This window comes from Erwinia sp. PME.40.26/001 (assembly GCF_055556675.1).
In genome coordinates this window covers 354,801-368,397 of the sequence record NZ_JBVHNP010000001.1, presented here as the reverse complement: position 1 = coordinate 368,397, position 13,597 = coordinate 354,801, and the positions used below count along the sequence as shown (strand labels likewise).

Sequence of the window (13,597 nt, the reverse complement as noted above, 5' to 3'; positions counted from 1 at the left end):
GTTTCACTTGAATGGTTTCAGCGTATGGTTGCCCCTCAATTTAAAACGAGTACCTGTTGCGCAACACATTATTGCGCCTGCGCCGAAACCGCGTCTTCACTTACCCTGCACGCTTTCATTCTGTCACCTATCCTTACCCTGTATCGCCATTCTCATAACACAAATTTTCTCCTCCGGTGGATCCACCGCCGGGATACATCTTTAATCATCCATCACAACTTAATAGATAAATCGTCATGAAAAAGACTAAAATCGTTTGTACTATCGGTCCAAAAACCGAATCTGAAGAGATGCTGACCAACCTGCTTGATGCCGGCATGAATGTGATGCGTCTGAACTTTTCCCACGGGAATTATGAAGAACACGGCCAGCGCATTACCAATCTGCGCTCAGTGATGAGCAAAAGCGGCCACCAGGCGGCGATCCTGCTTGATACTAAAGGCCCTGAAATCCGCACCATGAAACTGGAAGGCGGCAACGATGCCTCCCTGAAAGCGGGCCAGACCTTTACCTTCACCACTGACCAGACCATCATCGGCAATGCTGATACGGTGGCGGTGACCTATGCAGGCTTTGCTGCTGACCTGAAAATCGGTAATACCGTTCTGGTTGACGATGGTCTGATCGGCATGGAAGTGATCGAAGTGACCGAAAGCACCGTGGTATGTAAGGTGCTGAACAACGGCGACCTGGGTGAGAACAAAGGCGTTAACCTGCCGGGAGTATCCATCCAGCTGCCTGCCCTGGCTGAGAAGGACAAACTGGATCTGATCTTCGGCTGTGAACAGGGTGTCGATTTTGTCGCTGCTTCGTTCATCCGTAAGCGTTCAGACGTGCTTGAAATTCGTGAGCACCTGAAAGCGCACGGCGGCGAGCATATCCAGATCATCTCTAAAATCGAAAACCAGGAAGGTCTGAACAACTTCGACGAAATCCTTGATGCCTCAGACGGTATCATGGTCGCTCGTGGTGACCTCGGCGTTGAAATCCCGGTTGAAGAAGTGATCTTCGCGCAGAAGATGATGATCAAAAAATGTAACCGTGCACGCAAAGTGGTTATCACCGCTACCCAGATGCTCGACTCCATGATCAAAAACCCGCGCCCTACCCGTGCAGAAGCTGGTGACGTTGCTAACGCCATCCTCGACGGAACCGATGCAGTGATGCTCTCGGGTGAAAGTGCCAAAGGGAAATATCCTCTGGAGTCCGTCACCATCATGGCGACCATCTGTGAGCGTACTGACCGCGTGATGAAAAGCCGTATCGACTCCCAGCATGACAACCGTAAAATGCGCATCACTGAAGCCGTCTGTCGTGGTGCGGTAGAAACGGCTGAAAAACTGGAATCGCCGCTGATCGTTGTCGCCACCGAAGGGGGCAAATCAGCCAAGTCTATTCGTAAGTATTTCCCGAATGCGACCATTCTTGCGCTGACCACCAACGAACAGACGGCTCGTCAGTTACTGCTCAGTAAAGGTATCATTACCTCTGTGGTAAGTGAGATCGCATCCACTGACGATTTCTATCGTCTGGGTAAAGAAGCAGCGGAAGCGAGCGGATTCGCGATGAAGGGCGATGTGGTGGTCATGGTTTCTGGTGCGCTGGTACCAAGCGGCACCACTAATACGGCGTCAGTCCACGTTCTGTAATGAAAGATTACGCCTTGTAGTGAAAAAGCGTCCTGAGTGGCGCTTTTTTTACAACTTGCGCAAAGGGGTTTCACAAAGCGTCCAATCGAAATTAACGATTTAATCACCCTAAAAGTGACTGACCTGCTGATTAAAATCGCCTGTTTTCGCTTCGTTTTTTGTAAAATAGTGGAAATGAGATGCTTCTTTGAGCGAACGATCAAATTTAAGCACGTTCTCATCAAAAAATTATTCTCATTAGAAAATACTTTGTGTAATACTTGTAACGCTACATGGAGATTAACTTAATCTAGAGGGTATTAATAATGAATCGTACTAAACTGGTACTGGGCGCGGTAATCCTGGCTTCAACTATGCTGGCTGGTTGCTCAAGCAACGCTAAAATCGATCAGCTGTCTACCGACGTGCAGACTCTGAACGCTAAAGTTGACCAGCTGAGCAACGACGTGAACGCAATCCGTTCTGACGTTCAGGCTGCTAAAGATGACGCAGCACGCGCTAACCAGCGTCTGGACAACCAGGCTCACTCTTACCGTAAGTAAGAGTTCTGGTTTTAAAAATGGCGCACATTGTGCGCCATTTTTTTTGCCTGTTACAGCTCTTGGGGGCGAACCCCCTTCCTGAACGCTCCATAACCCCCTATCAGCGATGCCGAAGCCATTAGCAGGTTACGACGCAGGTTTCTCTTTCACCGCCTCTGAAGGCTGCTGAAGCACGCTGGCGGGCACTTCCCCACCCTGCCCCACCTTTTCTCCTTCGTTAACCAGAACCGGCATCCCCGAGCGCCGTTTAATGGCGGCTTTGATCACCGCACGGTCGCTGTCATCACTGTTGATAAACTTTTTCGCCGCAGCGGTCAGGGCAATCGGCAGGGTCTGTGGATCATCCTTCTCGCTGTGGGATAGCGGCTGGTGCACTTCCAGATAGCGTTTGCCGTCCGGTTCGACCGCATACTTGATCGGCTGATTAATGATTTGCACGCGGGTTCCTTTGGGCACGCTGTTGAACAACGCTTCAATATCATCCGGACGCAGGCGGATACAGCCTGAACTGACGCGCATGCCGATACCGAAATCGGCGTTGGTGCCGTGGATCAGATAATGCTGCTGACCATAGGCCAGACGCAGCGCATACAGTCCCATCGGGTTATCTGGCCCCGCAGGCACCGTACCCGGCAGAGATTTACCTTCTGCTGCGTAACGCTTGCGGATATTCGGCGTGGGCGTCCAGGTCGGATTGGGAATTTTCTGACTGATGCTGGTGACCATCGCCGGGGTGTTCGCGCCGAGCTGGCCGATGCCGATAGGATAAACGATCACCTTGTTCTCGCCTTTCGGATAGTAATAGAGCCGCAGCTCTGCCACGTTAACCACAATCCCTTCGCGCTTAGTATCAGGTAGCAGCATCTGGGTCGGAATGGTCAGCTGCGTGCCCGCTTTGGGCAGCCAGGGGTCAGTACCGGGGTTAGCTTCGAGCAGACCCAGCAGGCCCACCTGATACTTTACCGCTACGGCCTCCAGCGGATTGCCATCATTAGGGACGACCCAGGTGGTGTTTTCACCAATCAGGCGGCTGTTATCGGGGGGAAGTGGATACTCGGTTGCACTGGCAGCCTGCATTCCGGCAAGAAAAGTAAGAACAGAAATCCCGGCTATGCGGTAAAAAAGTTTCATGCACATTTCTCGGTTTAAGTGAATAACACCCCACCTTAGCGCAGCGGGGTACTTACCGGGAAGTGTAGCAACTCACGCCTGGATGAGAATCAGCGCTTTCTTACGTATAGCACGGATCATCGCTTCCAGACCCTGCGAACGCGAGGGGGTCAGCTGTTGCGTCAGAGAGAGATCGGCAAACCAGGGACGCACGTCGAAATCAACAATCTCCTGCGGCGTCATGTTTTGGTACAGCGCAAAGACGATGGCAATCAATCCTTTCACCAGCGCGGCATCGCTGTCGCCCTGCAGGGTGATCCGGCCCTTATCGTCCGTGCCGACAACAATCCATACCTGGCTTTGACAGCCTGGAATGATGTTTTCCGGCTGCTGTAACGCGCCGGCGGCATCGTCCAGGCGCGCGCCCAGTTCAATAATGTACAGATACTTCTCTTCCTGATTAGCGCAACGATTAAAGTTACGCACCAGTTTGTCTTTATCTGGCAGAGTTGCCATTGCTTCCTCACTATCAATCTGTTTCTGAGACGACATTGCCTGAAATGTGACAAGGGCGAGGCAAGCCTCGCCCTCAGGGCTGTATGACAGCAACGCGGTCAACGTCAGCCCAGCAAACGGTGAATACGGGTCAGACCGGCCGCCAGGCGATCGACCTCTTCTTCGCTATTATACAGAACAAACGAGGCGCGACACATGGCCGGAACCTGGTAACGCTGCATCAGCGGCATCGCGCAGTGGTGACCGGTACGAATGGCGATGCCATACTGGTCAAGGAAGCTGCCCACATCAAACGCATGGTGCTTACCCAGGTTAAATGCAATCACGCCTGCGCGCTGCTGCGGCCCGTAAATGATCATATCCGGTACGGCGGCCAGCTTGTCCAGTGCATAGCGCATCAGCTGCTGCTCACGCTCTGCGATAACCTCCAGACCGAGATCGCTGACCCACTTAATGGCTGCGCCCAGGCCGACAATGGCTCCGGTGTTGGGTGAACCAGCCTCAAAGCGCCACGGTGCCGCCGCATAGGTCGTCCCCCGGGTCAGGCTGACGGTAGAGATCATCGCACCGCCGCCTTCCCACGGAGGCATGTTATCCAGTAACGCCTTGCGGCCGTACAGGATGCCAATACCGGTGGGCCCGTAAAGTTTGTGCCCGGAGAAAACATAGAAATCGCAGTCCAGATCCTGCACATCGACGGCGTGGTGCATCACCGCCTGAGCGCCATCAATCAGCGTGACAACCCCAGCGGCTTTCGCCTGAGCCACCAGCGCCTTAACCGGGTTTTCCGTACCCAGCACGTTGGAAACGTGGGTGACGGCTAGCAGGCGGGTCCGGCTATCGATCAGCGCAGGCAACTGGGTAAGATCCAGCTCACCGTCGTCGGTCAGCGGAATAAAACGCACCTCTGCCCCGGTACGCTCTGCCACCATCTGCCAGGGGACGATATTGGCGTGATGCTCCATCTCCGTAATGATGATGTTGTCACCCGGCTGCAGCTGACTGCCACCCCAGCTGTTGGCGACCAGGTTAATCGCCTCAGTGGTGCCTTTGACGAAGACAATCTCTTCAGCGGAAGCGGCATTAAGGAAATGGGCAGCCTGAACGCGCACATTTTCCATTTCCGTGGTGGCTTCCGCACTCAGCGTGTGGATACCCCGGTGGACGGCCGCGTAGCCTTGCTCATAGAAACGACTTTCTGCGTCAATGACCGCCTGTGGCTTCTGCGCGCTGGCCGCACTGTCGAGGTAAGCCAGCGGTTGCCCGTTGACCTCACGCGCCAGCAGCGGAAATTCCGCCCGAACGCGGGCCAGGTCAAATGTCATTGCAGGCCTCCTGGAAAACGCTGTGCGATACGCTGCATCACGGCTTCTTTCAACGTTTCATCGGTAATGGCTTCGGTTAACTCTGCAGCAAACGCATAAATAATCATTCGCTGCGCGGCCGCTTCGTCAATACCGCGTGAGCGCAGATAGAACATCTGCTCTTCGTCGATACGACCGATAGTGGCACCGTGACCGCACTTCACGTCATCCGCATAGATTTCCAGCTGCGGTTTCGTATCCACTTCCGCCAGACGTCCCAGCAACAGGTTGTTGTTGCTCATCTGACCGTCGGTCTTCAGGGCGTACTTCGCCACTTTAATATGACCGTTGAATACCGCACGGGCCCGATCGCGGACAATGGTTTTATGCCGTTGACGGCTCTGGCAGTAGCCTTTGTTGTGCTCAAGATAAGTCCGGCTGTCGCAGACCTCTTTATCCAGCGGAAGCATCAGGCTGTTGATGACCAGATCGCTGCCCTCGCCTTCCAGTACGCTGCTGGTGTTATGGCGGGTCAGACCCGCACCCAGCAGGAAGCTGTGGCTCTGCACACGCACATCACGGCCCAGCGTCAGGTCATTATGGGAGAAGTGGTAGCTGCTCTGATCTTCAAAACAGAGATTGTAATGCGTCAGCGCGGCGTTATTACCCACGTCCGCCGTGAAGCGCGCACCGGTAAAGTGCGTGGCGCCATTCAGGGTGAGGTAGTGCTCAATCACCGTGGCTTCCGACGCTTCATCCAGCTGTAAATGATGGCGATAGTGAGAGGTGTTCATCTCGCCGGTCGCACTGCCGCTGCTGATATGCAGCAGGTACAGCGGACGTGCGGCGGCTTTGCCACGCGGAAGCTGAATAGTGGTCACTTCCTCAGCCAGACTTTCTGTCAGGTGCAGGAATACCTCGGGCTGGATAGGCGCACTCAGTTCGCGACGTTCGGCAGCCTGCGTAACCTGGATGCTGAACAGATCGTGATCGGTATCGCTCAGTGACGGCGCAAAACGGCCGTCAACAAAGACCAGGCGCACAGCGTCGATGGCCAGCGCCAGACTGTCTACGGCAGCCCTGTCGAGCACCGCAGGCTGCGGCAGGACAAACTGCTGTCCCAGCAGGGTATCCAGCGGGGTGTACTTCCAGTTTTCCTGCTTGCGCGTCGGCAGACCTAAGCGCAGCAGCTGCTGCCAGTGCTGTTGGGCCTGCAGGGAGCGACTGTCACCCCGTGTTTCAAACAGGTGATGCCACTGCTGCAGCGCATTATCACTCTTGTTCGGTAAGCCAGCCATAGCCTTGCTCCTCTAACTGTTTAACCAGTGAGAAATCACCTGATTTCACAATTTTGCCCTGATACAGCACGTGGACGAAGTCCGGCTTAATGTAGTCAAGAATACGCTGGTAGTGCGTGACGATGATGAATGAACGTTTACCGTCGCGCAGGTTGTTCACGCCGTTGGCCACAATTTTCAGGGCATCAATGTCCAGACCTGAGTCGGTCTCATCAAGGATGCACAGATCCGGCTCCAGGGCGGCCATCTGCAGAATATCATTACGCTTTTTCTCGCCGCCGGAGAAGCCGACGTTGACGGATCGGGTCAGCAGATCTTCAGGCATTTTCAGCATCTGGATTTTATCTTCGATAAAATCCTGGAAATCAAAGCGGTCCAGCGCTTCCTGCTCACGGTATTTACGTACCGCATTCACAGAGGTTTGCAGGAAGAACTGATTACTGACGCCGGGGATTTCAACCGGATACTGGAAAGCCATAAAGATGCCTTCGCCGGCGCGATCTTCCGGGGACAACTCAAGCAGGTCTTTACCTTTAAACTCAACGGTACCGCCGGTCACTTCATAATCTTCACGCCCTGCCAGAGTGGCAGAAAGGGTACTTTTCCCTGAACCGTTAGGTCCCATGATGGCGTGTACTTCTCCGGGTTTAATCTCCAGATTCAATCCACGCAGGATAGCTTTGTCTTCAACGCTTACCTGTAAATCTTTGATGCTTAACATAATGTTTCCTTCGCAGTGCATTCCGGCACCATGTCAATTCTTTGCGCGGGTTAGCCCACGCTGTGTTCAAGGCTGATGGCCAGCAGTTTCTGCGCTTCCACTGCGAATTCCAGCGGCAGTTCTGAGAAGACATCCTTGCAGAAACCATTAACAATCATCGAAATGGCATCGTCTTCACTGATCCCGCGTTGCAGGCAGTAGAACAGCTGATCTTCACCAATGCGCGACGTGGTCGCTTCATGCTCCAGCTGCGCGGTATTGTTACGCACTTCCACATACGGGAAGGTATGCGCCCCACATTCAGCGCCAATCAGCATGGAGTCACACTGGGTAAAGTTACGCGCGTTGGTCGCGGTTGGCATGATTTTGACCAGGCCACGATAGGTGTTCTGGCTGGTGCCGGCAGAAATCCCTTTCGAGATGATGGTCGATTTGGTGTTTTTACCAATGTGGATCATCTTGGTGCCGGTATCGGCCTGCTGGCGACCGCTGGTCAGCGCCACGGAAAAGAACTCGCCGATAGAGTTGTCACCGCGCAGGATCACGCTGGGGTATTTCCAGGTGATCGCTGAACCCGTTTCAGACTGGGTCCAGGACATCTTGCTGTTCTCGCCTTCGCACAAGGCACGTTTGGTGACGAAGTTGAGGATACCGCCTTCTGAATCACCGCCGGAGAACCAGTTCTGCACCGTAGAGTATTTCACTTCGGCGTCTTTATGGATGATCACTTCCACCACTGCCGCATGCAGCTGGTAGGTGTCACGCACGGGCGCGGAACAGCCTTCGATGTAGCTGACGTAGCTTCCTTCATCGGCAATCAGAATGGTGCGCTCGAACTGACCGGTCTTCGCCGCATTGATGCGGAAGTAGGTCGACAGTTCCATCGGGCAGCGTACGCCTTTCGGGATGTAAACGAAGGTACCATCCGACGCGACGGCGGAGTTCAGCGCGGCAAAGAAGTTGTCATTTGCCGGGACAACCGTGCCCAGATACTGTTGCACCAGTTCAGGATGTTCGTGAATAGCCTCGCCGAAGGAGCAGAAGATAATGCCCTCTTTCGCCAGCTTATCGCGGTAAGTGGTAGACACCGACACCGAGTCAAAAATGGCATCAACGGCCACTTCCTGGCCTTCACGTACCGGCACACCCAGCTGTTTAAACGCGTCTTCCACTTCCTGGGTCAGATAGTTGGGGGCGTCGGTGCCGGAAGCCTGAGTAGCTCCCGGTTCAGAGGCACAGCTGTCATCACAATTGCCGCAGGATGGGGCGGAATAGTAGCTGTAATCCTGATAATCGAGCTTTTTATAGTTCGCCTTCAGCCAGTGTGGTTCTTCCATTTCAAGCCACGCTGCGAACGCTTTCAGACGGAAATCGAGCATCCACTGAGGTTCGTTACGTTTGGCCGAAATGGCACGCACCACATCTTCATTGATGCCGTGCTCGAATTCTTCAGTTTGCAGTTGGGTAAAGAAGCCCTCTTTATAATTCTGAGGGCTGCCTTCCCAAACCTGTACATCATCAGATGTGTCAGTATTACTAGGCATAAGGTTCACTCAACGCCAAAGCTCTCACCACAGCCGCAGGCGTGTTGAGCTTTAGGGTTATTAAATTTGAAAATCTGATTCAGGCCTTCGCGCACGAAATCAACTTCCGTGCCGTCGATGTAGGGCATCGCCTGGAGGGGCACGATTAATACCGCGCCGTTATGGCTGAACACCAAATCATCCGCCGCTGATTCTTTCGCCATATCCATGGTGTAACCAAAGCCGGCACAGCCGGAGGTCTTCACGCCAAGCTTCAGGCCCTTAATCTCAGGGTCACCTGCGGCCAGGCTGATGATTTGTTTTGCTGCGCTGTCAGTGAGCGTCAGCCCTTTCCAGATAAAGTCTTCTGGAGAAAAAGTGGCAGGATTTGCTGATTGCATAATTTACCTCACGATACGATAGCCCTTCGGGCTAGTGTCCCTATGTTAGTGATAACCTGAACCACTTCAACCTCTTGTTTTGCAGGGATAAAGGCTTCAGGTCCAATTTAGAGACGCTTTTCTAAGTTTAGACCCTGTAAAACAGATTGCGCGTTGGCGAAAAGCAGCCTGGCGTGGAAAGATAAGCGTTTGAAAACAAGATGTTTATATTTTGTTATCTTCAACAAACTCTTCATCTGTTTAATTCTAGCTGTTCCTCACACCGCATTTATCGGTATCACCAATTTTTCTGAGAGGTGGCATATATCGATAAAAATTCCCTCTCAGTGATTGAATATTAACGCAGTTATAATATGATAATGATTATCATTAGCACGAGTGGAACCCGTCATGAATCTGTCGATGAGTGCGTGGCTGCAACATAAAATTGATGAATATAAGTTTTCCGTCCGTGACATCACCGTCGATTTCTACATGGCGCAGGCCAAATTAAACCGGCCTGAATGTTCAATTGAACAGCTGCGTCAGTTCAATGACACCTGCCTGGATATGGCCGAACTCTGCCAGCTAAACGGCGACGATCAGAGTTATCTGCACGCTCTGGGTAAACTTCATCAACGTCTGATTGTTGAGTTAAGCAACACCTCCCGCGAACGGCTGTACCGGATGCAGGCCTGGCAACTGGCGCGCCACTCCCTCAGCCGCCTGTGTCATCAGCTGGCAATGAACGGCGAATGGGATAAAGCGACCGTGTTGCAAAGTGAATTCGTGAAGCACGCGTCGTGGATTATGTGATCCTGAGGGGATTATACCGCGTGCCAGGGATACGAAAAACCCCGTAAAAAACGGGGTTATAGCTCAAATGACCGCAGTAGTGAGACGGGACGTACAGCACAGGCGGTTTTTATCGTCGAAAATTTCGATTTGCCACACCTGGTGCCGTCGGCCGACATGCACCGCCCGACAGACCCCACGCACCTCCCCTTCTCGCGTGGCACGCAGATGGTTGGCATTAATTTCCAGCCCGACCACCTGCTGTTCACCTTCGGTACAGAGATAGCCCGCCATCGAGCCCAGCGTTTCGGCCAGTACCACCGATGCGCCGCCGTGCAGCAGGCCAAACGGCTGCCTGGTGCGCGTATCTACCGGCATCACCGCCTCGATCCGGTCATCCGCCAGGACGGTAAAACGAATGCCAATATGCTCGACCAGGGTCTCTTTACTCCCCTGATTAAGTTGTTCAAGCGTTGCAGGACGTTGCCAGATAGACATCAGACGATCTCCAGTAGTGCCTGCAGAGGGTGGCGTATTCCGTTACCTTCAACGCGTTTCACCTGACTGCGGCAGGAATAGCCCGTCGACAGACAGCGCTGACGGGGCAGATTTTTCATGGCCTGCTGCCAGGACAGGGCGTAAATTCCCAGCGAATTCTCCAGGTTTTTGGCTTCATGGCCGTAGGTCCCTGCCATACCGCAGCACCCCACGCTGACGTTTTCAAGCGTTGCACCAAAGCAGGCAAAGATGGTTTCCCACTGTTTGACCGACCCGGGCAGCGCGGTGACTTCCGTGCAGTGGCCAAACAGATACCAGGCCTGCCCCTCCGACTGTGGCGGCGCACTACGCCCGGCAAGGGCATGTTGCAGCCATTCATGTACCAGCTGGACGTGGAAGTCGCCTCGTTGATCGCCCAGCACCTGCTGGTATTCATCGCGATAGCAGAGCACCAGTGCCGGATCGACGCCAACCAGCGGTATATTCAGTCTGGCCACGCGGTTGAGGAATTCTGACGTCTTTTGCGCTGTGCGCGTAAACTGCTGCAGAAAGCCCTTAATATGCTGGGCTTTTCCGTTCGGAGAGAACGGCAGTACCACCGCCGTGTAGCCCAGCTTTTCAATCAGCCGGACAAAGTCTGCTATCAGGCGGGCTTCGTAGTAGCTGGTAAACGGATCCTGGACCACCAGCACATACTGCGCACGCTGTTCTTCGCTCATCTGTTCAAGATCCTCCAGCGTAGTGCCCAGCGCACGGTGACCGGCCAGCTGCTGTTTCAGCGTCGGTGACGACAGCAATGGCAGATCGACCATACCGATATGACGCTGGCTGAGCGACTTCACCCACGGCTGCCGCAGGAAGAAGTTAACGGTTTTCGGCGCTTTCGCCATCAGCGGGGCATAACTTTCTACTGTCGCCACCAGATAGTCACTGGCAGGACGCAGATAACGAGTGTGGTACAACTGCAGGAAGCGTGAGCGGAAGCCAGGAACGTCGATTTTAATCGGGCACTGCGTCGAACAGGCCTTGCAGGCCAGACAGCCCGACATCGCCTCTTTAACCTCATGGGAAAAATCATACTGACCGCGCTTCGCCTGCCAGCTGTTGCGGGTCCGCTGGATCAGGCCGCGCAGGCTGATCCCTTTCGCCGGTAGCTGCTGCTCCAGCACCTGCGGATCGACGCCCTGCTCTGCCAGCAGGCGCAGCCATTCGCGCGTGAGCGTGGCCCGACCTTTTGGCGAATGCATCCGGTTACTGGTGATTTTCATTGACGGACACATCGGGCTTTTCGCATCAAAGTTGAAGCACAAACCGTTGCCGTTGCACTCCATCGCCCCCCGCCAGTCGGTGCGTACGTTTATCGGGATCTGCCGATCCCAGGTTCCACGCTTCACCGCATCGACTTTCAGCATCGGGTCGTCCACCCCCAGCGGAGCGCAGATCTTGCCGGGATTAAGCCGGTTAGCCGGGTCAAAGGCGGCCTTGATGCGGCGCAGCTCGTCGTAAAGCGTTTCACCAAAGAACGACGGGCTGTATTCTGCACGAAAGCCCTTACCGTGCTCCCCCCACAGCAGACCGCCGTAGCGCGCCGTCAGCGCCACCACCTCGTCGGAGATCTGCTTCATCAGCCTCTCCTGCTGCGGGTCGCACATATCCAGCGCCGGGCGTACGTGCAGCACCCCTGCGTCGACGTGGCCGAACATGCCGTAACTCAGGTTATGCCCGTCGAGCAGCGCACGGAATTCCACAATATAGTCAGCGAGGTTCTGCGGCGGTACGCAGGTGTCTTCAACAAACGGGATCGGCTTGGCACGCCCTTTCGCATTCCCCAGCAGGCCTACCGCCTTTTTGCGCATCCCATAGATACGTTCAATTCCGGCGACGTCGTTACACAGCTGGTAGCCGATGATTCCCCCCTCCTGCTGCGCCATCAGTGCGTCGAGACGCTGGCACAGTGCATCCACCTGACTGTCGATCAGCGGCTTATCATTACCGGCAAATTCAACCATGTTCAGGCCGAGCATCTCTTTATACGGGACGTCGGTGATCAGTTCGTTCACGGAGTGCCAGACGATATCTTCACGCGCCAGGTTAAGCACCTTTGAGTCGACGGTCTCGACCGACAGGGCGTTGGCTGCCACCATAAAGGGAGCATTGCGCAGCGCAGAGTCAAAGGAGTCATACTTGATATTCACCAGCCGCCGCACTTTTGGGATCGGGGTGATATCCAGCGTGGCCTCAGCGATAAACGCCAGCGTCCCTTCGGCCCCGCACAAAATGCGCGTCAGATCGACCTGTTGCAGGTCATCACTCAGGACATGGCGCAGATCGTAGCCGGTGAGGAAGCGGTTAAGTTTGGGGAACTTTTCGATAATCAGGTCGCGCTGCAGTCGGCAGCGGTCGAGCACCACGCGATAGATCTGGCCCTCAGCACCTGGCTGACCGGCGCGTCTTTCGGCTTCACTGACCGGTATCGCGCAGGTGTCCAGCACCTCGCCGCCCAGCAGAACCGCTTTCAGCCCCAGCACATGGTCAGAGGTCTTACCGTAAACCAGCGAGCCCTGACCGGAAGCATCAGTGCTGATCATGCCCCCCAGGGTGGCACGGTTGCTGGTGGACAGTTCCGGTGAGAAAAAATAGCCGAATGGCTTGAGGTAAGCATTCAGCTGGTCTTTGATGACGCCCGCTTCAACCCGTACCCAGCCCTCTTCAACATTTATCTCCAGAATACGCTTCATATGGCGCGACAGATCCACGACAATGCCCTGATTCAGAGACTGGCCGTTGGTGCCAGTGCCGCCGCCGCGCGGTGCAAACACCAGCGAGCTGAAGCGGGTTTCTGCGGCCAGGCGCGCAATCAGCGCCACGTCGGTGGTGGACCGGGGAAAAATGACCGCATCCGGCAGCAGCTGATAGATGCTGTTGTCGGTGGACATCATCAGGCGGTCAGCATAGCTTGTCGCCGTATCGCCGGTAAAACCGTTCTGTTTTAAGGCATCCAAAAAACTGAGCACCAGCGGAACGAGACCCGGCGCCTGGGAAATCTGTGGGATCATTATCGGGTGACCAAAAAGTTAGGTGAATCGTTTGCGTTGCTTACACTGCGCAGTTATCCGTTTTATCACATTTTTTTATGACCTGCCGTTATTTCAAAAAACGAAGCAAAAGAATAACCTGTTGTCTCTGTCGTCAAATCGTTTCATCCATCATGATTAAAACGCCAGGGTCAGCATAACCGATGCGCCTGCGCTGATTTTAAGC

At 54.4% G+C, this 13,597-nt stretch carries 12 protein-coding genes; 3 read left to right on the top strand and 9 right to left on the bottom strand.

What is annotated here, in order from left to right; translation table 11 throughout:
• Nucleotides 1-236 precede the first annotated feature (236 nt).
• Both pykF and ACZ3HG_RS02015 read left to right on the top strand, forming a co-directional pair.
• Nucleotides 237-1,649 (top strand): pyruvate kinase PykF, encoded by a 1,413-nt coding sequence (gene pykF / locus ACZ3HG_RS02020; protein ID WP_191932192.1) that lies wholly within the window; start codon nucleotides 237-239, stop codon nucleotides 1,647-1,649.
• 305 nt (nucleotides 1,650-1,954) lie between these two features.
• Nucleotides 1,955-2,191, top strand: a complete 237-nt coding sequence (locus tag ACZ3HG_RS02015) for a major outer membrane lipoprotein (RefSeq protein WP_034895178.1) — start codon at nucleotides 1,955-1,957, stop codon at nucleotides 2,189-2,191.
• A gap of 126 nt (nucleotides 2,192-2,317) precedes the next feature.
• Here the strand turns inward: ACZ3HG_RS02015 and ACZ3HG_RS02010 are convergent, their stop codons facing one another.
• The 7 genes from ACZ3HG_RS02010 to sufA form a co-directional block, all read right to left on the bottom strand.
• Nucleotides 2,318-3,322 carry a L,D-transpeptidase family protein gene (locus tag ACZ3HG_RS02010; protein ID WP_465331617.1) on the bottom strand — a complete coding sequence of 335 codons (1,005 nt, stop codon included), beginning with the start codon at nucleotides 3,320-3,322 and terminating at the stop codon, nucleotides 2,318-2,320.
• 72 nt (nucleotides 3,323-3,394) lie between these two features.
• Nucleotides 3,395-3,817, bottom strand: coding sequence for a cysteine desulfuration protein SufE (sufE, locus tag ACZ3HG_RS02005; protein WP_191932190.1), 423 nt, complete (start codon nucleotides 3,815-3,817; stop codon nucleotides 3,395-3,397).
• Nucleotides 3,818-3,921: 104 nt separating this feature from the next.
• Entirely contained in the window at nucleotides 3,922-5,142 is a 1,221-nt protein-coding gene (sufS, locus tag ACZ3HG_RS02000; protein ID WP_191935967.1) for a cysteine desulfurase SufS, read from the bottom strand.
• Nucleotides 5,139-6,419, bottom strand: coding sequence for a Fe-S cluster assembly protein SufD (gene sufD / locus ACZ3HG_RS01995; RefSeq protein ID WP_465331614.1), 1,281 nt, complete (start codon nucleotides 6,417-6,419; stop codon nucleotides 5,139-5,141). Before sufD ends, sufS begins: the two co-directional genes overlap by 4 nt.
• On the bottom strand, nucleotides 6,394-7,140 hold the full coding sequence (sufC, locus tag ACZ3HG_RS01990) for a Fe-S cluster assembly ATPase SufC (RefSeq protein WP_465331612.1): 747 nt from the start codon (nucleotides 7,138-7,140) through the stop codon (nucleotides 6,394-6,396). The genes sufD and sufC overlap by 26 nt, the downstream gene beginning before the upstream one ends.
• 50 nt (nucleotides 7,141-7,190) lie before the next feature.
• Entirely contained in the window at nucleotides 7,191-8,684 is a 1,494-nt protein-coding gene (gene sufB / locus ACZ3HG_RS01985) for a Fe-S cluster assembly protein SufB (protein WP_062743478.1), read from the bottom strand.
• Nucleotides 8,685-8,689: 5 nt separating this feature from the next.
• Nucleotides 8,690-9,064 carry a Fe-S cluster assembly scaffold SufA gene (sufA, locus tag ACZ3HG_RS01980; protein WP_062743479.1) on the bottom strand — a complete coding sequence of 125 codons (375 nt, stop codon included), beginning with the start codon at nucleotides 9,062-9,064 and terminating at the stop codon, nucleotides 8,690-8,692.
• A 390-nt stretch (nucleotides 9,065-9,454) separates the two neighbouring features.
• Here sufA and ACZ3HG_RS01975 point away from each other — a divergent pair, with 390 nt between their 5' ends.
• Nucleotides 9,455-9,859: a hypothetical protein gene (locus ACZ3HG_RS01975; protein ID WP_191932186.1), complete on the top strand. Its 405-nt coding sequence runs from the start codon at nucleotides 9,455-9,457 to the stop codon at nucleotides 9,857-9,859.
• Between the two features lie 63 nt (nucleotides 9,860-9,922).
• Here ACZ3HG_RS01975 and ACZ3HG_RS01970 read toward each other — a convergent pair whose 3' ends face one another.
• Both ACZ3HG_RS01970 and ydiJ read right to left on the bottom strand, forming a co-directional pair.
• Nucleotides 9,923-10,336 carry a hotdog fold thioesterase gene (locus ACZ3HG_RS01970; RefSeq protein WP_191932185.1) on the bottom strand — a complete coding sequence of 138 codons (414 nt, stop codon included), beginning with the start codon at nucleotides 10,334-10,336 and terminating at the stop codon, nucleotides 9,923-9,925.
• Nucleotides 10,336-13,392, bottom strand: coding sequence for a D-2-hydroxyglutarate dehydrogenase YdiJ (ydiJ, locus tag ACZ3HG_RS01965; protein ID WP_191935969.1), 3,057 nt, complete (start codon nucleotides 13,390-13,392; stop codon nucleotides 10,336-10,338). Before ydiJ ends, ACZ3HG_RS01970 begins: the two co-directional genes overlap by 1 nt.
• Between the last annotated feature and the right edge of the window lie 205 nt (nucleotides 13,393-13,597).